The sequence below is a fragment of the Advenella sp. S44 genome, assembly GCF_002810445.1.
In the GTDB taxonomy this organism is placed as follows: domain Bacteria; phylum Pseudomonadota; class Gammaproteobacteria; order Burkholderiales; family Burkholderiaceae_B; genus Advenella.
On sequence record NZ_NEXS01000011.1, the window covers coordinates 221,019 to 242,013 of the forward strand.

Consider the following 20,995-nt stretch of genomic DNA (forward strand, 5'->3'; position numbering starts at 1 on the left):
CGAATATTAATATTCAAACGAACACAGTGAGGATACGTTAATCATGAACACGTCAACACCCCAGCAAGCCCAGCAGAAAGCTGTTACCGGCGTACAGAAAATGACGCCATCAGAGGCCTTTGTTGAAACCATGGTCGCCAATGGCGTCACCAATATCTTTGGCATCATGGGCTCTGCCTTCATGGACGCTATGGATATTTTCGCGCCGGCAGGCATCCGGCTGATTCCCGTGGTTCACGAGCAAGGCGGCGCGCACATGGCAGACGGCTATGCGCGTGTCAGTGGCCGTCATGGCGTGGTTATCGGCCAGAACGGTCCCGGCATCAGCAACTGTGTGACAGCAATTGCCGCCGCCTACTGGGCACACTCTCCAGTAGTCATGATTACACCGGAAACGGGCACCATGGGCATGGGACTGGGCGGCTTCCAGGAAGCCAACCAGTTGCCGATGTTCCAGGAGTTCACCAAATACCAGGGCCACGTCAATAATCCGAAACGCATGGCTGAGTACACAGCCCGCTGTTTTGATCGCGCCTTGTCTGAAATCGGTCCGACCCAGCTGAACATTCCCCGTGACTATTTCTACGGTGAAATTGAAACCGAAATTCCGCAGCCACAGCGCCTGGATCGCGGCGCCGGCGGCGAAAAGAGCCTGAACGAAGCGGCCGAACTGCTGGCTACCGCCAAATTCCCCGTTATCCTTTCCGGCGGCGGCGTTGTCATGGCCGATGCTGTAGAAGAGTGCAAAGCCCTGGCCGAGCGGCTGGGCGCGCCAGTGGTCAATAGCTATCTGCATAATGACTCTTTCCCCGCCAGCCATCCGCTGTGGGCCGGCCCGCTAGGCTACCAGGGGTCCAAGGCAGCCATGAAGCTGATCGCACAGGCCGATGTCGTGGTGGCACTGGGTTCACGTCTGGGCCCATTCGGTACCCTTCCACAACATGGCATGGATTACTGGCCCAAGGAAGCGAAGATCATCCAGATTGATGCCGATAACAAAATGCTGGGCCTTGTGAAGAAAATTTCAGTTGGCATTTGCGGCGATGCCAAGGCAGCAGCCGTCGCCTTGCTGGAGCGCCTGCAAGACAAGCAACTGGCTTCAGATTCGACCAAAGAAGCACGCGCCAAAACCATTGCCGACGAAAAAGCGGCATGGGAAAAAGAACTGGACGAATGGACGCATGAGAAAGATGCATATAGTCTGGACATGATCGAAGAAGCCAAGAAAGAAGGTGGCAAATATCTGCATCCGCGCCAGGTGCTGCGTGAGCTGGAAAAAGCGATGCCAGAAGATGTCATGGTCTCTACAGACATCGGCAATATCAACTCTGTGGCCAATAGTTATCTGCGTTTCGAGAAACCACGCAGCTTCTTTGCTCCCATGAGTTTCGGCAACTGCGGCTATGCCCTGCCAACGATTATCGGCGCCAAAGTGGCCGCACCTGATCGTCCTGCCATCGCCTATGCCGGCGACGGCGCCTGGGGCATGAGCATGGTCGAAATCATGACTTGCGTGCGCCATGATATTCCGGTGACCGCCGTCGTCTTCCATAACCGTCAATGGGGTGCCGAGAAGAAAAACCAGGTGGATTTCTATAACCGCCGCTTTGTCGCCGGTGAACTGGATAACCAAAGCTTTGCCGAAATTGCCAAAGCCATGGGTGCTACCGGTTTTGTCGTAGACAAATTGGAAGATGTGGGGCCGACCCTGAAAAAAGCTGTGGACATGCAGATGAACGAAGGCAAAACCTGCGTCATTGAAATCATGTGCACCCGCGAACTTGGGGACCCATTCCGTCGCGATGCGCTGTCCAAACCGGTACGGTTCTTGGACAAATACAAAGACTACGTCTAAGCCATTGCGAGAACCTGAGGAGCAAATCATGGGCGTTTTGCAACGCATCGTCGAAACGGCGAAAGCCGCCCCAAAACGCATCGTGCTTTGCGAAGCTCAGGATCCGCGCGTACTTGAAGCGGCAATACGGGCCCAGCGGGACCGTATTGCGCAAGTCATCCTGGTGGGCGATCCGGCGCAAGCGGCCGCGACCGCAACCGGACACGGCCTGGATCTCTCTGGCATTACCATTATCGATCCGGCCACCAGCCCGGCGAGCGAACGCTATGCACAGCAGTTGCACCGCTTGCGCGAAAAAAAAGGCATGACACTGCAACAAGCGCAGCAGGCCATTACGCAGCCGCTGTGCTATGCCAATATCATGTTGCAAACCGGTGATGCCGACGGCTCAGTCGCCGGGGCGATCCATACCACGGCAGATGTCGTTCGCACAGCCCTTCAGGTAGTAGGCGCCAAAGCCTCGCCTGGCAGCATCGTGTCCAGTTTTTTTCTGATGATTTTCGAACATGATCACCACCCTACTCAGGGCGGGATGATTTTTTCCGATTGCGGCCTGGTCATTGATCCGGATGCGCCGCAACTGGCCCGCATCGCCCTGGATTCGGCAAAAAGCGCAAAAGCGCTGCTGGGCGAAGACGCCCGCATTGCCATGTTATCTTTTTCGACCCTGGGCAGCGCCCAGCATATTAACGTTACCAAAGTGCAGCAAGCCACCACCCTGGTCAGGCAGGCCCAGCCCCATCTGCTGATCGATGGCGAAGTACAGCTGGATGCCGCCATTATTCCCGACATCGCCTCGCGCAAACTCAGTGAATCGCAAATCCATGGACGAGCAAATGTATTGATCTTTCCTGATCTGAATGCAGGTAACATCGGCTACAAACTTGCAGAAAGATTGGGCGGCGCCATTGCGATCGGCCCTCTGTTGCAAGGCTTGAACAAACCGGCCAATGACCTGTCCCGCGGCTGCAGTGCCGACGACGTTTACAACGTGATTGCCGTCACTTGCGTGCAGGCACAACAACAGCAGCAAGCCGGCACCGCTGAATTATCGCCGGTGTCCGCCAGCCAGTAGTCGCGCTATATCGTAAAAGACAGCGGGCGTGAGCGCCTGCTGCAAATCCACCGCCAGGCTTCTAGGATAATACGCACTCAGATCCAGTCCGACCCCCAGTCCCACAACGTCAATGCCCTGGCTGATTGTCTGGCGGATCACTTGTTGCAGGTGGCTGGCCAGATAAAAGTCATCATTGACATGCTGCGTGGCGCTGTCCATCGGGCAACCATCAGAGATCACAATCAGGGTGCGCCGCCTGTCCGGTTGCTCAAGTAGCCGTTGTGAGGCCCAAAGAACGGCCTCGCCATCGACTCCTTCCCGATACAAGTCATGCTTGAGCAACGCTGCGATATCCAGTCGCGCGCGTGACCAGCTCGTATCGGCCTGCTTGAATAACAAATGACATATCTCATTAAGGCGGCCGGGATGGGCCGGCTTGCCCTGGCGCTGCCAGTCTTTCATGGCGCGGCCGCCGTTCCAGGCGCCGGTTGTAAAACCCAGCAATTCGGTTTGCACGCCGGCCATTCCCAGCGCCCGCAATAAGGTGTCAAGCAGCACAGACAAGCGGCGTGCGTGCGTGCGCATGGAGCCTGAGCAATCGAGCAAAACGGTAACAGCCTGATCGACCCGGTCGATGACCTGGTCCTGGCGAAAAATACGTGTTTCGGCCGGGCTGGCAACCAGCTGGCCGAGCGCGCGACCATCCAGAATGCCTTCTTCCTGGCCAAATATCCAGCCGTCATCCTGTGGCTTGCGGAAGATGCGGCGAAACAGCCTGGCCAATTGAGCCACCCCGACGGACAACGAAGCACGATCCTGGTCCATTTGCTGGCGAAACTGCTTCAGTTCTGCCAGTCTCACGCGCGAGGACGCCAGCTCGACACGATCGTAGCGACGTGTGAACACACGATAGCTGGACTGATGCTGATCGAAGATCCGACTTTGCCCGGACGGCGCAACATCAAAACCTTCTTCGAGTTGCGCATCCGGCGTGAGCAGCAGCGAAAACAGCGACCGGCTATTTTTGTCGGAATCCTTCTGCCGCCGATCCAGCGCCATTTCCGCCGTCAAATTTGCGCTGATTTTTTGCGCAAGCCGCGCCGCCACTACCGCGTAGGCGGCCTGATCATTACGCAAACGGCGCAAGGCATAGAGTTCTTCGCCTATTTCATCTGCCATACCGGCGCGCGTAGCTTCCTGCAGATCCTGCTGGGCTTCGCTGGGCACGCCTCCGGTCACTCTTGACCACACGGTCAGCATGACGGTAAAGAGCAAAATGCCCAGACTGCTTTCAATCAAGGCCGAATGTTCAAACGCCTCGGCCCAGGCGCGAAAGCGTGCTTGTACATTGGCGTGTACGCCAGGCCAGTCTGGCGCGACCGTTGCCTCAAGGCGTACTTGTTCGAAAAAATCATAAAGAAGACGGGCAGTCTCGTCCTGCGGACACGCCTGTTCATAGATTGTCGGATCGCTGGCAAGCAGACGCAACGCCATGCCATCGGCCACCGCTCGAAAATCCCTGAAGCTCTGGTTGTCGGCCTCCAGCCGCAAATGCGGCGCCAGTACAGGCACCAGGTCGTCATCCAGATATAACCGACCCTTTCTGAAATGGGCATTGGTGCGTCCGCTGATGGCACGCACGGCAGCGCCGCACAACTCGTCGGTATGCTGCTGGAATATGCTTTGCGCAATATCGTTCACGTGAGCATGGTACCCATAAATGCTTCGGGTAGCTCCTGCTCGAAGCAGCGCTGATAATATTCGGCAATCAGCTCTTTCTCGGCGTCATCACATTTGTTCAGGAATGACAATCGAAATGCCAGGCCGGTATCGCCAAAAATCTGCCGGTTCTCTGCCCAGGTAATCACGGTACGCGGCGACATAAGCACGGAAATATCGCCTGCCTCGAACCCCTTGCGCGTCAGGTTGGCCAGATCCACCATTTTGCGAATTGTCTGGCGCCCTTGTGCGTTGTCCATCTGCGGCACCCGGGCGGCAGTAATCTGCACTTCGTCCTCGGGTTGCAGGTAGTTGAGAGCGGCCACAATATTCCAGCGATCCAGCTGCGCGTGATTGAGCGATTGCGTGCCATGATACAGGCCATTCAGATTGCCCAGGCCCAGGGTATTGGCCGTCGCAAACAGCCTGAAACTGGCGTGCGGGGCAATGCTGCGGTTCTGGTCCAGTAACATGAAACGACCGTCGCGCTCCAGGATCCGCTGGATCACAAACATGACGTCGGGTCGACCCGCGTCGTATTCGTCAAAAATCAGCGCCATGGGCTGCTGCAACGCCCAAGGCAGGATACCTTCCTGAAACTCGGTGACCTGGCGTCCCTCGCGCAACACAATAGCGTCTTTGCCGACCAGATCCAGGCGGCTGATATGACCGTCCAGGTTGACCCGCACACAAGGCCAGTTCAAGCGGGCGGCGACCTGTTCGATATGTGTGGATTTGCCGGTGCCGTGCAGGCCCTGGATCAATACGCGCCTGTTCTGTATGAAGCCGGCCAGGATAGCGAGCGTGACATCATGATTGAAATGATAGGCGGAGTCAATCTGCGGCACATGTTCGGTGGGCTCGCAAAATGCGGGCACGGTCAGGTCGGTATCAAGGCCGAAGACTTGCCTGACGGAAATCTCGCGAACAGCGCGGTGTGAGTCTTGCGTGGTGATCATGAGGTTTAGCCTCCGTGGCGGAGCGCAATGGCGGACCACTGCGCGTGAATGATTTATGCAGCCGCGTTGGCTTTTTCAATTTCTGCCAGCGAGTCGGCTGCACGACGCAATACCGGCAAAAATTCCAACGCCTTTTCGCGGTTGATGCGCATGATGGGGGACTGTGCGGCAATGCCCACATTCGATTTGCCGTTTTCTCCCGGAACCAGCACGGCAATACAGATCAGACCAGGCAAAAACTCTTCGTTGTCCATGGCGTATCCTTGCCGGCGCACCAGTTCAATTTCCTGCTCTATCGCGTCATAGCGCGTGAGGGTATTCGGGGTGTACTGTTCCAGCGGCGCGGCTTCGAGCAAGCGGCGACACTGAGAAGACGACATTTGCGAAAGAAACAGTTTGCCGCTGGCCGAGCAGTGCAGCGGCACACGCGATCCAGGATGCAGGTAGAACCGAAGCGGCGCAACGGTTTCCACGCGGTCCAGATACAGTACCTCGTTGCCAGAGCAGGCCGTAATGTTGCAGCTTTCGCCGATTTCCTCGACCAGATGTCGCAACACCGCGCGCCTGGAGCCGTGAATGGTGTTATTGAGCAGCAGTTTTTCTGCCATCTGGTGCAGCCGGCGGCCCGTGCTGTACTGCCTGCCATCACCGTCGCGAATAATCAGCCTGGCGCTTTCCAGTTGCTGTAACATACGATGCAAGGTCGGCTTGGGAATACCCAGTTCTTCACTCAGGCTTTGCAGCGAAAAGTAGCTGTCCTTTTCGGCAATAACCTCTAACAGAGCAAACAGCCGCAGCGTTGGAGTATTGCCTTCGACACGTTCAGATTCGATCATATCCATAGAAATTGCCATTCTTGCGCCTCATGCGCGTCATTTATTTCAGTTATTGAAATAAATTATACCAATAAATGGAATATCTATCAATGTTTTCGTGTGGCCGACGGAAAATGCTGAGTAACTAGTTCTGCCAGCGTGCTGATGCCAGCGGCAATTTTGGGCTCGTCAATGGAGCCATAGCCGAAACGGATGTACCGCCTGGCGCTTTTCGAGACCCGGCTAAAGAACACCTCTCCCGGCTCCAGGACAATTCCGTTTTGCAATGCCACTGCCGTCAATGCCGTCGTGTCGATATGCTCCGGCGCCCTGACCCAGCAAAACGATCCGCCCGGCGAAGAAATAATCTGGAACGCGGGCAGATACTGCCTTAGCGCATCACGCAGAGCGCGCTCGCGCTGTCCGTAGATTTGTGACTGCTTTCGCAGAAAAGACTGGTAATGCCCCAGCGACACGAACAGGGCGAAAGCGCGTTGCAAAAACGAGGGGGCATGCCGCAACATCAGCCGCTTGAGGGCACGTAATTCGTCGACCAGCGGCTTGGGGCCGACGATAAAACCAAGACGCAATCCAGGTGCAAAGGTTTTGGACAGGCTGCCGACATAGATGACGCGGCCATTCTGGTCCAGACTTTTAAGCGCAGGAAAGGGCTTATCAACAAAGCTGTTTTCGAATTCAAAATCGTCTTCAACAATCACGGTATTGCAGGCGCCCGCTTTTTCAAGCAGCGCCTGACGTCGCGCCATTGACATCGTCACGCCGGTCGGACATTGGTGACTGGGCGTGACAAAAATCATATCCATGTCAGCGGTAATGGCCTGCACATCCACGCCCTCTTCGTTAACCGGCACGGGCACCACATGACGGGTGCGACTCGAAAAAATATTACGGGCATCCGGATAGCCGGGTTCTTCCACACCCACTTTATTGCCCGGCCTGATCAACAGGTCCGCCAGCAGATAAAGCGCATGCTGGGCCCCCACCGTTACCATGATCTCGTCCTTCGTTGCCGAAAAGCCCCGTCGCGGTAAAACCTGGTTCTGGATCGCTGCAATAATTTCCGGATCATCCATCATGATCAGATCCTGCGCCCAACTGCGAATGTCCACGATCGAAAGCGCCTTCATGCAGCATTCGCGCCATTCCGAGGTCGGAAACAAGGCGGGATCGAACTGGCCATATACAAAGGGATAGGGTTGGGTTTGCCAATTGGCCGGCTTGCGGATATTGCGTTGCTGGCTGGGACGCGCGTGAATGCGCTCGTGCCAGAAATCGGTTTCATCATCATTGCCGACCCTGGCAGTAATATCCAGCATATTGCGTTGTTGCGCTGCCTGCCCCACGAAATGGCCGCTGCGGTTGCGCGTGATCAAATACCCTTCGCTGACCAGCTCCTGGTAGGCAAACACAACGGTATTGCGCGCGACCTTGAGTGTGTCCGACATAAACCGGCTGGACGGCACCGGCGAGTCTGGCGTCAGGTGTCCCTGCGTAATGGCGGCGACCAGCATTTGCCTGATCCGGCCCTGCAGACCCAGAGACTCGCTGGTTTCACGAAAGAGTTTTTCCCAAAGCAGCGCGCTCAAGGCAGCCCGGCTGGGCGCCATGAGCTTGTCCGATTCTGGATTAACACGTTTTCTGTGATTACTCATTGCTTCTATCTTGTAACAGGCCAAAGTAGGCGATCCGGCGCCTGGCAGATGCGTAGGCTTGCGGTCTCGCGACAATTTCAATCGAAATAACAGCTTGCGATTATCCCTGAAACGGACATGGCCGCCATGCTCAGGCGACCCATGTCGTTAAATCTGCGGCGATCACACAATTTGCCTATACCTTGCCCTTCCAGGGGACCATGGCTTTTTCTATATAGCGGATCAGGGCATCAAAGATAAATGCAAAGAACCCGATAATGATGATCCCCATGATTACGGTGTCACTGGCCAGATATTGCGCGGCGTTCAATACCATGAACCCAAGTCCGCGGTCTGCAGCGACCATTTCGGCAGCAACCAGTGTACTCCAGCCCACACCAATACCGATACGCATCCCAGTGAAGATTTCGGGCAAGGCCGATTTCAATATCACGTAGCAGACGATCTGCCGGTTACTGCCGCCCATGGAATAAGCAGCATGGATCTGTTCCATCGATACCGACTTGACGCCGGCCCGGGCAGCAATCGCCATGGGCGCAAAGATTGCCAGATATATCAGGAACACTTTCGGGAACTCGCCAATACCGAACCAAATAATGACCAGCGGCAGGTATGCCAATGGTGGAAGTGGCCGGTAAAATTCGATCACAGGATCAAACAGCCCGCGCGCCACGCGATTGACGCCCATCATAATGCCCACCGGCACAGCAGTGAGCAACGCCAGAAAGAAAGCCGAAAACACCCGCGTCAGGCTGGCTACGGTATGCTCAATTAGCGTAGCGTTCGCTATGCCATCTGTCATGCCGACCAGAAATTTGTTGTAAACCGCGACGGGGGATGGCAGAAACAAGGGCTTTACCCAGCCAAAATAAGTCACAATGGACCAGAGCAACAGCAGCGAGATTGCAGTTGAAATACTGATGAAAACGCTGGCGCCGGCACCGGGTGCACCATAGACTTGTCCGGGCACAGTTGCGGACTTGCCGAAAAGTTTATTGAGCATGTTCGCCCCCTTCGCGCTCATCGCTGTAAATAATATTGAGGACTGTCTCGCGCATTTGAATGAACTCGGGGCTGGATTTGATTTCCCTGGCGCTTTTGCCTGCCAGAAATTCACGGTTGAACGACAAATCGTAGGTATTGGTAATGCGTCCGGGCCTTGGCGACATCACGATCAGCCGCGAGCCAAGAAACAACGCTTCTTCCACGCTATGCGTAATAAAGAAGAACATTTTGTGGGTCACCTCCCACACCTTGAGTAATAATTCCTGGATGGTTTCGCGCGTCAGCGCATCCAGCGCGGCCATGGGTTCATCCATTAACAGCATGGCCGGATTGCAGGTCAGAATGCGGGCGATTCCGACCCGCTGCTGCATCCCGCCAGAAAGCTGATAAATCATATGCTGGTGAAAGTCCTTCAGGCCCACCAGCTCCAAATTACGTGCCGCAATTTCGTGCCGTTTCGCCTTGGGTACACCCTGCAACTTGAGCCCGAACTCCGTGTTGTCGATGACATTGAGCCATGGCAGCAGCGCGTGTTTCTGAAACACCACGCCACGATCGGCACTGGGACCGGCTATCGGTTCGTTACCCAGCATGATCGAACCGGATGTGGGCGACATGAACCCGGCCAGCAGGTTCAGAAAGGTTGTCTTGCCGCAACCCGAGGCGCCAAGCGCGACGACGAACTGGCCGCTGTCGATGGTCAGATTGACGTCCTTGAGCGCGAGTACGCTGTCATTCTGGCGAATCCCGGGATACACCACATTGACATCTTTTACATACAAGTTTTCGGCTACAGTTTGCATTGCGTTTGTCTCCAACTACACTTTTGTTCAGTGAAAGGTGGTCAGCCCACCTTTCACGCATATGGCATCCGCAATTACTTTTGCTTTGCGGCCTGCTCTGCCCAGCTTGCGTTTACAAAGCCGCTATAGTCGTCAAGGACAGAGTCGATCTGCTTTTGCTCCTTCAGGAACGCGGCGCTCTCGGTAAGTGCCTTGGCTGCGCCGGAATTGGCGCCACCGCTCAGCCAGGTATCAGAGGCCATATCTTCTAGCGTCGGGAAAACCAGCATTTTCATCGCTTCCAGGATATCCTTGGAATCGCCACCGATCATTTGCGTAATACCTTTGACCTCTGGACTGTCCTGTGTCCATTTGGCGCCATTCTGGTTGTAATCGCTGTAGGCATCGGCCAGGACCTTGGTGTAGGCCTGCATGAATTTAGGATTCTTCTCCGCCCACCCCTTGTCAACCACAATGCCGTCGAACGTTGGCACACTGGACTTGCCGACTTCCTCGGAGTCGGTAAGCACGGTTCCGTCCTTCAGCAACGTCGTCAACGCTGGTGGCCACACATAGGCTGCGTCAATATCGCCACGCTGCCAGGCGGCCACGATCTGCGGCGGTTGCATATTCAGGATACGCACGTCGCGTGGATTCATTTTCCATACTTTACTGAGCGCGACGAGCAGATGAAAATGCGACGTTGACACAAATGGCACGCCAATGCGCTTGCCCTTGAGGTCTTCGGGCTTGCTGATGCCCGAATCCTTACGAACCACGAGCGCTTCTGAATGTCCGATGTTATCCAGGATCCAGAACAGCTGCATATCCACGCCGCGAGTGGCAGCCGCCGCAATACCGGTAGAGCCCAGGACACCAATCGGAATGCCGCCCGAAGCCAGTGCACTGGAAATATCGCCGGCTGAACTGAACTGACGCCATTTCACGGTGTATCCGGCAGCCTTTAGCGGTTCGTCGAATTTTTTCATGGCGATGGCCGACACATAAGGTCCGACAATCTGTTGATAGCCTATCGTGACTTCCTCTTGCGCGGCTGCGTGGGCACTCCAGCCAAGCGTTGCTACGGTTGCTGAGATACACAGCATTTTTTTCAGAAACGTGTTTTTCATGTTTGTCTCCATGAACGGTGGTTTACAACGTTGTAGTAAGTGCGCCTGATATGCGCAACGATGAGTTTTTTATAGATTTATTCATATTGCAATTGCGGTATGTCTCTTGTCTATTGTGCTGCTCCCTCCTGTACTGCTCTCCTGGTGCTCTCGGTCAAAGACTTAGATTGATGACTTCTGCGGTTGCTTCTGTCGGTTCATCTGCCCGTTCCTTCTATCGGTGACTTCTGTCGGTCCCGTCGGTACTTCCATCGGTGACTTTTGTCTGTTGCTTCTATGGTTATTTCTGTCAGCTGCTACGGTTAGTTCCTGTGAGTACTGTCTTGTCGCGCGGCCCTTGGCGGATACTGCCCGGTGTTGTTTTTGCCTTGTTTTGTCCTGTGCTGTTTGCTGGAAAATCAGCGAATCATTAGTCTGTCCGGTTCAGGCGCCACGCCAAACCACTTGCGATAGATTGCGGCGTAGTCTCCGGATTTTATGGTCTGGCGCAATGCGTTGTTCACGCGCGACGTCAGGGCGCTGTTCTTTGGCATCGCTATTGCGTAAAAATCATTTTGCGTCGCAACGCTATCGGCCACCTTAATCAGGCCCTGACCTTTATGCTGACTGTAATAGCGCACATTTGCCGTATCGTGAACCAGCGCATCCAGCCTGCCCGCTGCCACCTCCAGATACGGAAAACCTGCATCCATGTTCTGGAAATATGTGACTTTGGCCTGCGGCAACGTCCGGCTCACATAATCGGCAGCATCAGTGCCGCGTTTTACGCCAATCCGTTTGTCGGCCAGATCAGCGAAGTTGTTGATCGTGCCATTGTCACTGGCCACGACCAGAGAAATATCACTGCGAAAATAAGGGTCTGAAAAGTCGACGCTGCGCTCACGATCCTGCGTGATGGTAATGCCGGCAATGGCCATGTCCACCTTGCCCGCTGTCAGGTTCGCAAAGATGTTGGAAAAGTCCATGGGAAGCAGTGAGTAGGAGACCCCCATTTGACGCGTGATCAGGTTTAGAAGATCAATATCAAACCCCACATATTTTCCTGCCTCACGAAACTCGAACGGCAGGAAGGCGGTATCGGTGGCAACCACCAGCGTTTCTGCCCGCGCTGATCGGGCGCCTGGCGGCATCACTGCGTATAGCATCAAAAAAAGGAATACGGTAATGGCCAAACCTGCAGATTTGTAGCGCGAGCAATGGCGGGGTTTCATCAGATCACCTCGTCTCTCAGGTAATACCAGTGATAAAGCATGGCCTGTCCGATGCGCCGGAAAGGAGAAAAAAGATGTCCAGGCAGCGGTGAATTGTAGATGGGAAGGTCCCACTGCAGTCCGTCCTGCCCCACGATCCGCTGTGCCAGCCGGCGCCCTGCCCATGCCGACGACGACACGCCGTTACCGCCATAACCAAATGAGTAATAAATTGACAGTGCTGGGTCGGGCTGAACAATGCGCGGCATCATATCGTGACTGACATCAACCCATCCACTCCAGTTATAGGCCACAGGCACGCCTTCGAGTGAGGGGAACTTGCGGTACAGGCCCTTTTTAAGCAGCTCCAGATGTTTCGGGTTCGCTGCGTCTTTACCCGTAATGGCACTGCGACTGCCAATTTGCACGGAACCGTCCGGCAACAGCCGGTAATAAAATCGGAGCGTACGGGTGTCCGTGATAAATACGGTAGACTTCAGCCCAGCCTCAGCCAGCTCCTGTGGTGTCAGCGGACGAGTTACCATGGAATTGGACTGAATCGGCATCAGTTTGGAACGTGTCGTTGCATGCACGCCCTGAGTTGTATAACCACCTGTGGCGAATGCCACCTTGCGCGCCTTGACAATACCGCCTGGTGTATGCAGGTGGTGCAGGCCATCGCGCGTTTCCACTCTTATCACCGGGCTAGAGGTATGCACCTTAACGCCGAGTTCGCGAGCCCGGCGCAGATAGCCAAACGCCAGCTTCAGCGGATGCACGCCGACACCCTGGGGCTCCCATAACGCGGCTTTTGCCTCCTGGTCATTCACATATTCTTCATGCAGTTCACCACGGCTGAGCATGCGCGTCTTGTAGCCGAATACGTCATTCATCACCCGACTTTCGTTGCGCAGAAAATCAATTTTCTTGTCCCGGTGCGCCGTGTAAAGGTGGCCACCTGTTTGCGCATCACAATCGAATTGCGCCACCAGTGATTCCCAATACTCGAAACCGGAGCGTATTTCCGCATCCAGGCGCTTTGCCGTCTGCTCGCCCCATTTGGCAAGCCACTGAGAGCGATACAGGCGACCCATCGCGTTCTGTCCCTGTCCGCCATTGCGGCTGGTACATCCCCAGGCAGCAGCATTGGCCTCCAGCACGACAACGTCGGCCTGATGGTCCTGCGCCAAATGAAGCGCGGTGGACAGTCCGGTAAAACCCGAACCTACCACAACCACGTCCGCAATAAGCCCGTCAGGTGCCGGCCCGTCATCGGGCGGGGGCTCTCCGGCTGTCGCAACCCAGTACGTCGGTGCGTACTGCTGGCCCTGCGTCGGAGTATCGGTAAGGGGATCGAACAGCGGATCGTATGCACGCATCAGAGTTGCCATGACGATGCTCCCGCCTATTTTCCGGCCGCAATCGCAGGACGGTTCTTGCGAAATGCGTTTTTAACAAGAATTTTTCCGTCTTTGAAAGTGAACAGGTCGACCATGTTCGCCTCGATGCGCGATCCGTCCTTCTGGGTACCCGTAAATGTGGTTTCCGATACGCCACGATCGCCACTGACCCAGTGACTGCCATTGCGCCATTGCGCATCGGGAATATTCTCCCAGGCGGCCGCGAAGGCCTTTCTGACAGCCTCCCGCCCTTCAATTCGATTGCCGCAGACCTGATCGCCCGCCACCATTTCAAAAACACAGTCGTCATGCATGAATGACATCAGGGCGTCAATGTCATGGTCGTTCCATGCCTGGGAAAAGGCTTCAAGGGTCTGGATATTGACTTCGTTATTCATTTTGTATTCTCCTGCTTTGATATGTCGATCAAAGATAGAAGAAGTTGACTCGTTGGTCTAGATCCAGTTCCCTCACTTCGTTGAGTCCAGTCTTGTGGGCCTGTTTTGATCCACAATGTCAGATTGGCACACCCTTACCAGGCGGCATCCTCTTTTTCCGCCGGTTTGCCTGCCAGCTTACGATGTCTGTGCTTTGCGGCGGTTGTGCATTGCATTAATCTGGTGCGCCGCAACGAAACGCAAGCGGATTCCGCAGCCGAAGTGAAGTCCAGTTTTCGTCCATTGCAGCGCTCCAGATCAAGCACCCTGGCTCGCTATGGCTCAGTGATCGCCACGTTGAATCGGCCACCGGAACACGCCATTGGAGCTATCTGTTGTCGCAATGTGTTCGCGTATGAGACGCGGATGCTCAATGCAGCGATCCCCAGCGCTTGACTGACGGTTCTGCCTGCGCCCACAGCCAGTACTGCCCGTTTTTGCACACATCCAGCGTATACCAGCGCTCTACTGTTTTGCCGTCCGCGATATCCTCTACCGAGAACAATGCCTTTTTGCATGTGGTCAATGCGTTGACCGATTCACTGACGACAATTGTGCGACCCTTGTTGTTGCCGTAAGGCACCGGCTGTTCAACCTGCCAGCGCCGCTCTTGTCCAGGTACGCTTTGCGCTATCGCATTTGCAATTTCCTGCTGCTCCGCCGCACTGAACCGCTTCATCACATATTTGACGCCAGCATCCACTGCTGCATTAGTGGCCACTGCAACGGTCAGCCCCAGGGCGGGGTTGCCCGTTACCGAAGATGTCGCCGCACCGGCCGTAATGCCCGGTAGCGTCGCGATCATTGAACAACCGGCAAGGCCACCAAAGGCACCAATGATAAGTGTGATTGCGATAATTCGCGCTGGTACCCGCATTACTGCAAGGCTCCCCAACGGCTGACGGCCGGCTCTGCCGTTGCCCACGCCCAGCGAGCGCCATCTTTGCAGATGGAAGCCACATAGAACTCGTTGCGAGGTACCGAATTTTCTTCGCTATCGACAGAATAGACGATTTCCTTGCATTCGAGCAGGCCTTGACTGATAACGCGACTGACCGTTACCCGCCCTTGTTCATCGGGTTCCATGGGAATGGAATGGATAGACTTCCAGTTGGCCACGTCGCCTTCGTTCAGTTTGCCGGCCGCAGTGGCAATTACCTCCTGGGTATAGCCGTGCATTTCGCGCTGGACATATTGCACTGCGCTGCGAGTGGCCGCTTGTACGCCAACGCCGATGCCGGTCGTGATTGCCGCGTTGTCGGTGACCTTCTGGGCAAGGGCCGCACTGGCAATCCCCGCGCCCGCCGAAGAGCCCTCTAGCACGAGGGACTGACAGCCCGCCAGCCCCATGACAAGCGAAATCGCAGTCAAACGCAGGGCTCGGGCAGGAAAATTCGGGCGCCGGGCGCTGGCCGCTGCGATGCAGTTCCTTAGAACGGTGGGAAAGACGGAAAATAGCCGCCGGTGAAATATGCGCAAAATCAGGTGCTTACAATGGTTTTTTGACAAAACACATTATATTATCTAAGCACGTTGATTGCACATAAAGAAGCGTCAGGAAGTTGTAATCAGATGTTGGTGCGCTTCTGCACCGCCGTACTGCCGCTGATTTGTATGCTTGCGCTTAGGCACGGCAGGGCTTCAAACACACCCGACATAGGCAGCTCAATATAGCGTATCGCGCTGCCGCTGCGGCAGTTCCCGATCATACTTCTGGCCGTCGATTTGATGTTGGGTCAGTCCTGCCAAAATGGTGCCCGCAGTCGGCACCTTCATTTCGCCTCGCTCGGGCGCTCGATTCCACAGCCCGGAGCGCTGGATGGCGCGAGCACACTGAAAATAGACGCGTTCGACTTTCATAACAATGACGCATTGTGGTGGCTTATCGTGCATGGCCAGGCGCTGCAGCAATGACGGATCAATGCTGATATGCGCCGTACCATTGACGCGCAGCGTTTCTCCCAGGCCAGGAACAAGAAAAAGCAGGGCAATGCGGGGATCATCAAGCAAATTGCGCAGGCTGTCGATACGATTATTTCCCCGTCGTTCCGGCAACAGCAGCGTGTGTTCATCTTCAATCTGAACAAAACCGGCCGGATCGCCCCGTGGTGACGCATCCAGGCCATCGGGACCGCTAGTGGCCAAAATGGCAAAAGGCGAGGCTTCAATCAAAGGCCGGTATAGCGGATGGATATAATCCACTTCCTTTTTCAGAGACGCCTCGCTGGCCGCGCCAAACAAAGCCGTCAACTGATCAATATTGCCGATACGGTAGGAATTATCATGGGCCACTGTCGGTTTCTCCGAAAAAATGCGAAAGCTAGCACAGCCTTACTATACTACGCCCTGCGCGTTGCGTTCATGTGACCGGGAGCGAGGGTAACCGGACAGCGACAGGATGCGGCAGTCGATGCCACGGGTGCGACAGTGCGAAATTGGTAGCGACGCAAGGCATACACAAAAAAAGCGCCGGGCATCTGTCATGTCATATGCAATTGATCCGAGAAGGCGTATCCTTTGCTATGTATCGTCGTTGGTGGCGATCATCTTCAAGGAGACTGCTCATGAAAAAAGCACTATTGTCCGGTGTGCTCGCATTGGCTGGCGTGGGATTTATCAGCAACGCAGCCCTGGCTGCAGAACCACCGGTTAAAACAGAAAACGGCATATTGGTCGACAGCAACGGCATGACGCTATATACCTTTGACAAGGATAAAGAGACACCGGGGGAAAGCGCATGTTCGGGTCAATGCGCAGAGAACTGGCCGCCCCTGATGGCCACTGCAGAGGACGAGAAGTCCGGTGACTATGAGGTGATCAAGCGTGATGATGATCAATCTCAATGGACATACAAGGGACAACCGCTGTATCTATTCAAAAAAGACAGCAAGCCTGGCGATATGACCGGCGACGGGGTCAAAGACGTCTGGCACGTTATCAAACCCTAGCCATCATCGCGGGCGGATGCCGCGAGCGGGTATATCAGCCCAGCGCGGTATCCAGAAACATCATGACGGCAAACCCGACCATCAGGCCGATGGTGGCAAAAGTCTGGTGACCATTGCGATGGGTTTCCGGTATCACCTCATGGGATACCACAAATATCATTGCGCCCGCTGCCAGTCCAAGGCTGGCCGGATACGCCAGCGCCATCCCGCTGGACATCCCCACTCCCACAATGGCCCCTAACGGTTCCATCAGACCGGAAGCTGCCGCAAGCAAGAACGCGCGCCCGGTTGACATGCCGATTGCCCGGAGTGCAAGCGCCACAGCCAGCCCTTCCGGGATATCCTGGATGGCGATGGCCGTGGTCAGAGGCAACCCAACCTTCATATCGCCCTGGGAAAAGCTGACGCCGATCGCCATGCCCTCTGGCAAGTTGTGTAAGATAATCGCCAGTACAAACAGCCAGACCCCGTTAAGACGTTTGTATTCGGGCCCTTGCGTACCCACTTCCTGGTGCATATGCGGAATAAAATAATCCAGTCCGAGCATCAACAGCACGCCCAACCCCAGTCCCACAACAACAGTGGCAGAGCCCAGCAGCGCACTGCCCGTGATTTCCTGGGCCGCTTCCAGGCCCGGAAGCAAAAGGGAAAACGAACTGGCTGCCAGCATCATGCCGGCAGCAAATCCCAGCATGGTGTCCTGAGTACGAATGGGGACGCTGCGCAGGCCAAACACTGCTACCGCGCCCAGCGCAGTGGCGCCAAATCCGGCGAAACCGCCGATCAGTGCATAATCGAAAGCAGCATCGTCCACCGAAGTCATGGCACGGTACGAGCCGGCAAGCAACAAAAGCAGCAAGCAGACGCCCGCTGCGATCAGACCTGCAGTGACGCGCGGGTTCTTGCGCGCCTGCAGCACCCAAGCCTGCCACAAAGACCGTTGTGCAATGTCGTGCGTATTCATTTTTACCTTAATATATTGAAAACCGGATGCGGACAATCATTCACATAGTAACAAAATGCCATCTGAAATATGAATTTTCTGCAGCGACAATATGCGATACTCTAGCATTGCCGAGCATACAAACCAGAGACTGCCCAATGGCCACCAGACCAAAATTCGACCACGCATGGAACACTTTCGCCCAGGTAAACAAACCCGTCAGAATGGTTGGCGAGTTGATTGGAGGAAAGGTCAAATTCAATACCGAGAGCCTGATTTTTCGTAACGCATGCCCGATCCGCATGAGCTATGTGCTTAATCGCAGCGGCATCCGCATCCCTTCGAATGCTGCCGGCTTTGCAGCCAGCAGCGGTGCCGATGGCCAATGGTATATGCATCGCGTCAATGACATGATCCGTTTTCTGGAACACACATTTGGCAAAGCCGATATTGAAATAAGCGGCGCGCCCACACCGGCGCAACTGACAGGCAAAAAAGGGCTGCTCGTCGTGAAGGGCCATGGCTGGGATAATGCAGCCGGCCACATCACGCTCTGGAATGGCAGCCAATGCGCCGATTCCTGCCATTTGCATGCTGACCCGGACAACGGGACCTTCGTGCCTGAAAGAGCCTATCTGTGGGAATTGAAATGAACAGCAGACAATGCTTTATTACCATACTATGCGCGGTCGGCTGCATAACCGGCAGTGCGGTATATGCGGCAGAGGCCGCCCACGATACTGGCCCGATGCAATCGTTCACCCGCCTTCCCCAGGACGAACTGAAAACTCCCGGTAACCAGATCAAACTCTTCAAATACTGGACACTGGCACGATGCGGTGCAACACTAAGCAAACAGGCTGGCAGTGCTGCGCTGGAAGAAGACTGGAGCAACACAGCTGCAGCGTATCTGGAATACTCTAGCGTTCCGCTTCAAGCCAATGAAGCTGCCCAGGCGTTGGTAGACCAATTTCTGAAGAATACGACACGCAGCGGCTCTACGGGTGGAAGTTATGAGTCCATGAAATGCATCGATTTGTTCAACAGCAAAGCGCTGGACGCCCTGGCAGCCAAATATATAAAACCGTGAACGCAATTCCGTGCCGTGGCGCCTGTCGATACCAACGGACAGATTCATAGCCGGCCACAAATCCGCAAGGGCTCCGCCCTATCAATCAGATTCGTGCTCGTCAAGCTGATCGAACATAGTGCGCCGTACCGTCGACAGGTGTTGGCGCATGGCCTGCGCTGCTTTCTCGGGGCTTCGCTCTTCGATTGCAGTCACAATAAGGGTATGCTGGCGGATATACAAAGCCTGGCGCTCCGGCGTGAGCGAGGCCTTGCGCAGTTTCCCCCAGGCCGTTTGTTCACGAGCCGCCGTCAACATATCGAAGAATCGTACAAGCAATTCGTTATGCGTCGCGCGGCCAATTGCTGCATGCATGGCACCATCCCATTTTTCCCACTCCCGGTGATCGGCGTTTGCGTTTTTGCTTTTGCTGATACACAGGCGCATTTCATCGATATCACGAGATGTTGCATGTGCCGCAGCAATCGCGGCGATCGCCGGCTCCAGGGCAAAGCGTGCATCCATCAATTCAACCGGGCTGGTGTATTGCCGGATATCGACGGCCGCTGGCGGCAGCGGCGCCTGAGCGGGATCGACGATAACCGTACCGCGTCCCGGCGTGCGCTGGATCATGCCTTCATCTTCGAGTTTTTGCAATGCTTCGCGCAGTACACGCCGACTGACGTTGAGCTCAGCGGCCAGGATACGTTCGGGCGGCAGGCGCCAGCCCTGGGTCGCATCGTGTTGATCCAATCGCTCCCGCAGCAGTTGCAACACTCTGTCGGAGCGCTTTTGTACCAATGAAAAGGACGGCTGCATCGTTTTTATCCTGAATGCTTCTTTGATTTCAAAGTACGCTTAAAAACATGTTTATTGAATTGAATAATAAAAAAGCGGCAAAGGCCAGGCGCAGATATACCGGTTTGATCGCATGGGCAATGCGTGCGCCATATGGAGCGACAAACCCTGTGACGGGCACCAAAACAATAAAAGCCAGCAGATTCACATATCCGACACTAAATGGCGGCAGATTCGGATTGCCCAGGCCGCTTAAAAACGCACCAATTGCGCCGGGTATGGAAATCAAAAGCCCGATCGCCGCCGCGGTCCCCACGGCACGGCGCATAGGGTACTTAAATACAGTCAGCAAGGGCACACTAAGCGTTCCGCCGCCGATTCCCATAATCGATGAAACCCCGCCAACCACAAGACCTAACAGCCCCCGTACGACGCCCTTTGGGAATTTATCAGTTGTTTCCTGCGTGGGCTCTTTGGCAAAAAGCATATACACCGCAACCATCAGCGTTACGGCGGCAAAGACGATAGAGAGAAAACCGGAATCGACCGCACCGAAAACGCTCATACCGGCTATCGCGCCACACAAGAGCCAAGGGCCCCAACTTTTGAGCAAGCCGATGTCTATGGATCCCTTGGCCAGATGAGCCCGGGTCGAGGAAATCGCCGTCGCAACAATGGTGCTTAGCGAGGTACCCACGGCCATATGCATCCGAATTGATTCGTCGACCTGCAACAATGTAAATAAATAGAACAACACCGGAACAAGAACAATACCGCCGCCTACGCCAAGCAATCCGGCAATAAGCCCGGCGATAATGCCTGATGCCAATATGGCGAGTATAAATAACGTGATGGTCTCCATATTGTATTGCATGGGATGCTCCGGAATCAGTGAGATCGAAATGGTACCATAATGAACCATTTTTAGACCGAATCCAATCGTTTTTTCCCTATTATCCAAATTAATTATTTAATATGAAATAAATAATTCCATTTACAGAAAGATGGTGCCATAATTAAAACAACTGCAAATCGCAAAACGAATGGTTCCTTATTGATCCCTTCCCTCATGCCCGTACGCATTCGGTGAATGGTTCCTGCCGGGAGCTACCCGATTGAAGAATGTCTGAAATCCCAAAGACGTTCAGGACAAAGGGTTGCAGCAATGGTCGGGCCCAGTAGGCAGCCACTGCATGCTGTCGCCACAGCAGTACG

General features: G+C 55.0%; 21 protein-coding genes. 5 read left to right on the top strand and 16 right to left on the bottom strand.

Annotation, left to right across the window (positions count from 1 at the left end; all coding sequences use genetic code 11):
* Window positions 1-43: 43 nt before the first annotated feature.
* Both xsc and pta read left to right on the top strand, forming a co-directional pair.
* Window positions 44-1,855, top strand: coding sequence for a sulfoacetaldehyde acetyltransferase (xsc, locus tag CAP48_RS18805; RefSeq protein WP_242444562.1), 1,812 nt, complete (start codon window positions 44-46; stop codon window positions 1,853-1,855).
* Between the two features lie 28 nt (window positions 1,856-1,883).
* Entirely contained in the window at window positions 1,884-2,930 is a 1,047-nt protein-coding gene (pta, locus tag CAP48_RS18810; RefSeq protein WP_100699402.1) for a phosphate acetyltransferase, read from the top strand.
* Here pta and CAP48_RS18815 read toward each other — a convergent pair.
* The 13 genes from CAP48_RS18815 to CAP48_RS18875 form a co-directional block, all read right to left on the bottom strand.
* Window positions 2,904-4,613, bottom strand: coding sequence for a cobalt chelatase (locus CAP48_RS18815; protein WP_100699403.1), 1,710 nt, complete (start codon window positions 4,611-4,613; stop codon window positions 2,904-2,906). The two genes, pta and CAP48_RS18815, sit on opposite strands and share 27 nt — an antisense overlap.
* Window positions 4,610-5,590, bottom strand: a complete 981-nt coding sequence (locus CAP48_RS18820; protein WP_100699404.1) for an AAA family ATPase — start codon at window positions 5,588-5,590, stop codon at window positions 4,610-4,612. Before CAP48_RS18820 ends, CAP48_RS18815 begins: the two co-directional genes overlap by 4 nt.
* Before the next feature lie 53 nt (window positions 5,591-5,643).
* Entirely contained in the window at window positions 5,644-6,444 is an 801-nt protein-coding gene (locus CAP48_RS18825) for an IclR family transcriptional regulator (RefSeq protein WP_100699405.1), read from the bottom strand.
* 68 nt (window positions 6,445-6,512) lie between these two features.
* A complete protein-coding gene (locus CAP48_RS18830; protein WP_100699406.1) occupies window positions 6,513-8,033 on the bottom strand; it encodes a PLP-dependent aminotransferase family protein in 1,521 nt (506 codons plus the stop codon).
* Window positions 8,034-8,253: 220 nt separating this feature from the next.
* Window positions 8,254-9,081, bottom strand: coding sequence for an ABC transporter permease subunit (locus tag CAP48_RS18835; protein WP_100699407.1), 828 nt, complete (start codon window positions 9,079-9,081; stop codon window positions 8,254-8,256).
* Complete coding sequence (locus CAP48_RS18840; RefSeq protein ID WP_100699408.1) at window positions 9,071-9,886, bottom strand: taurine ABC transporter ATP-binding protein; 816 nt, start codon at window positions 9,884-9,886, stop codon at window positions 9,071-9,073. Before CAP48_RS18840 ends, CAP48_RS18835 begins: the two co-directional genes overlap by 11 nt.
* 74 nt (window positions 9,887-9,960) lie before the next feature.
* Window positions 9,961-10,995 (bottom strand): taurine ABC transporter substrate-binding protein, encoded by a 1,035-nt coding sequence (gene tauA, locus CAP48_RS18845; RefSeq protein WP_100699409.1) that lies wholly within the window; start codon window positions 10,993-10,995, stop codon window positions 9,961-9,963.
* 398 nt (window positions 10,996-11,393) lie between these two features.
* The gene (locus CAP48_RS18850; RefSeq protein ID WP_100699410.1) at window positions 11,394-12,206 is read right to left on the bottom strand and encodes a transporter substrate-binding domain-containing protein; all 813 of its coding nucleotides are present in this window, start codon (window positions 12,204-12,206) and stop codon (window positions 11,394-11,396) included.
* Window positions 12,206-13,576 carry an FAD-binding oxidoreductase gene (locus CAP48_RS18855; RefSeq protein ID WP_100699411.1) on the bottom strand — a complete coding sequence of 457 codons (1,371 nt, stop codon included), beginning with the start codon at window positions 13,574-13,576 and terminating at the stop codon, window positions 12,206-12,208. The genes CAP48_RS18850 and CAP48_RS18855 overlap by 1 nt, the downstream gene beginning before the upstream one ends.
* A gap of 14 nt (window positions 13,577-13,590) precedes the next feature.
* Window positions 13,591-13,983, bottom strand: coding sequence for a nuclear transport factor 2 family protein (locus CAP48_RS18860; protein WP_100699412.1), 393 nt, complete (start codon window positions 13,981-13,983; stop codon window positions 13,591-13,593).
* A gap of 409 nt (window positions 13,984-14,392) precedes the next feature.
* The gene (locus CAP48_RS18865; protein ID WP_100699413.1) at window positions 14,393-14,899 is read right to left on the bottom strand and encodes a hypothetical protein; all 507 of its coding nucleotides are present in this window, start codon (window positions 14,897-14,899) and stop codon (window positions 14,393-14,395) included.
* A complete protein-coding gene (locus CAP48_RS18870) occupies window positions 14,899-15,372 on the bottom strand; it encodes a hypothetical protein (protein ID WP_369806376.1) in 474 nt (157 codons plus the stop codon). Before CAP48_RS18870 ends, CAP48_RS18865 begins: the two co-directional genes overlap by 1 nt.
* A gap of 315 nt (window positions 15,373-15,687) precedes the next feature.
* The gene (locus tag CAP48_RS18875; protein ID WP_100699414.1) at window positions 15,688-16,314 is read right to left on the bottom strand and encodes a pyridoxamine 5'-phosphate oxidase family protein; all 627 of its coding nucleotides are present in this window, start codon (window positions 16,312-16,314) and stop codon (window positions 15,688-15,690) included.
* 272 nt (window positions 16,315-16,586) lie between these two features.
* Here CAP48_RS18875 and CAP48_RS18880 point away from each other — a divergent pair, with 272 nt between their 5' ends.
* Window positions 16,587-16,970 (top strand): hypothetical protein, encoded by a 384-nt coding sequence (locus CAP48_RS18880; protein WP_100699415.1) that lies wholly within the window; start codon window positions 16,587-16,589, stop codon window positions 16,968-16,970.
* 34 nt (window positions 16,971-17,004) lie between these two features.
* On the opposite strand, the gene CAP48_RS18885 is transcribed toward CAP48_RS18880, so the two are convergent.
* Window positions 17,005-17,934: a ZIP family metal transporter gene (locus CAP48_RS18885; RefSeq protein ID WP_100699416.1), complete on the bottom strand. Its 930-nt coding sequence runs from the start codon at window positions 17,932-17,934 to the stop codon at window positions 17,005-17,007.
* Between the two features lie 137 nt (window positions 17,935-18,071).
* Between CAP48_RS18885 and CAP48_RS18890 the strand changes: the two genes are divergently transcribed.
* Together CAP48_RS18890 and CAP48_RS18895 are read left to right on the top strand one after the other, a co-directional pair.
* Entirely contained in the window at window positions 18,072-18,566 is a 495-nt protein-coding gene (locus CAP48_RS18890) for a type VI secretion system amidase effector protein Tae4 (RefSeq protein ID WP_100699417.1), read from the top strand.
* Window positions 18,563-19,003 (top strand): T6SS amidase immunity protein Tai4 family protein, encoded by a 441-nt coding sequence (locus tag CAP48_RS18895; protein ID WP_100699418.1) that lies wholly within the window; start codon window positions 18,563-18,565, stop codon window positions 19,001-19,003. Before CAP48_RS18890 ends, CAP48_RS18895 begins: the two co-directional genes overlap by 4 nt.
* A gap of 81 nt (window positions 19,004-19,084) precedes the next feature.
* On the opposite strand, the gene CAP48_RS18900 is transcribed toward CAP48_RS18895, so the two are convergent.
* Window positions 19,085-19,801 (bottom strand): FadR/GntR family transcriptional regulator, encoded by a 717-nt coding sequence (locus tag CAP48_RS18900; RefSeq protein ID WP_100699419.1) that lies wholly within the window; start codon window positions 19,799-19,801, stop codon window positions 19,085-19,087.
* Window positions 19,802-19,829: 28 nt separating this feature from the next.
* Complete coding sequence (locus CAP48_RS18905; RefSeq protein WP_100699530.1) at window positions 19,830-20,654, bottom strand: sulfite exporter TauE/SafE family protein; 825 nt, start codon at window positions 20,652-20,654, stop codon at window positions 19,830-19,832.
* Window positions 20,655-20,995: the final 341 nt, after the last annotated feature.

Excerpts from the sequence above, each read along its gene's own strand:
- CAP48_RS18895 (WP_100699418.1), top strand. The coding sequence starts at position 18,563 with ATGAACAGCAGACAATGCTTTATTACCATACTATGCGCGGTCGGCTGC.
- CAP48_RS18850 (WP_100699410.1), bottom strand. The coding sequence starts at position 12,206 with ATGAAACCCCGCCATTGCTCGCGCTACAAATCTGCAGGTTTGGCCATT.
- CAP48_RS18880 (WP_100699415.1), top strand. The coding sequence starts at position 16,587 with ATGAAAAAAGCACTATTGTCCGGTGTGCTCGCATTGGCTGGCGTGGGA.
- pta (WP_100699402.1), top strand. The coding sequence starts at position 1,884 with ATGGGCGTTTTGCAACGCATCGTCGAAACGGCGAAAGCCGCCCCAAAA.
- CAP48_RS18885 (WP_100699416.1), bottom strand. The coding sequence starts at position 17,934 with ATGAATACGCACGACATTGCACAACGGTCTTTGTGGCAGGCTTGGGTG.
- CAP48_RS18905 (WP_100699530.1), bottom strand. The coding sequence starts at position 20,654 with ATGCAATACAATATGGAGACCATCACGTTATTTATACTCGCCATATTG.
- tauA (WP_100699409.1), bottom strand. The coding sequence starts at position 10,995 with ATGAAAAACACGTTTCTGAAAAAAATGCTGTGTATCTCAGCAACCGTA.
- CAP48_RS18820 (WP_100699404.1), bottom strand. The coding sequence starts at position 5,590 with ATGATCACCACGCAAGACTCACACCGCGCTGTTCGCGAGATTTCCGTC.
- CAP48_RS18860 (WP_100699412.1), bottom strand. The coding sequence starts at position 13,983 with ATGAATAACGAAGTCAATATCCAGACCCTTGAAGCCTTTTCCCAGGCA.
- CAP48_RS18840 (WP_100699408.1), bottom strand. The coding sequence starts at position 9,886 with ATGCAAACTGTAGCCGAAAACTTGTATGTAAAAGATGTCAATGTGGTG.
- CAP48_RS18830 (WP_100699406.1), bottom strand. The coding sequence starts at position 8,033 with ATGGCGCCCAGCCGGGCTGCCTTGAGCGCGCTGCTTTGGGAAAAACTC.
- CAP48_RS18870 (WP_369806376.1), bottom strand. The coding sequence starts at position 15,372 with ATGGGGCTGGCGGGCTGTCAGTCCCTCGTGCTAGAGGGCTCTTCGGCG.
- xsc (WP_242444562.1), top strand. The coding sequence starts at position 44 with ATGAACACGTCAACACCCCAGCAAGCCCAGCAGAAAGCTGTTACCGGC.
- CAP48_RS18865 (WP_100699413.1), bottom strand. The coding sequence starts at position 14,899 with ATGCGGGTACCAGCGCGAATTATCGCAATCACACTTATCATTGGTGCC.
- CAP48_RS18835 (WP_100699407.1), bottom strand. The coding sequence starts at position 9,081 with ATGCTCAATAAACTTTTCGGCAAGTCCGCAACTGTGCCCGGACAAGTC.
- CAP48_RS18825 (WP_100699405.1), bottom strand. The coding sequence starts at position 6,444 with ATGGCAATTTCTATGGATATGATCGAATCTGAACGTGTCGAAGGCAAT.
- CAP48_RS18900 (WP_100699419.1), bottom strand. The coding sequence starts at position 19,801 with ATGCAGCCGTCCTTTTCATTGGTACAAAAGCGCTCCGACAGAGTGTTG.
- CAP48_RS18855 (WP_100699411.1), bottom strand. The coding sequence starts at position 13,576 with ATGGCAACTCTGATGCGTGCATACGATCCGCTGTTCGATCCCCTTACC.
- CAP48_RS18890 (WP_100699417.1), top strand. The coding sequence starts at position 18,072 with ATGGCCACCAGACCAAAATTCGACCACGCATGGAACACTTTCGCCCAG.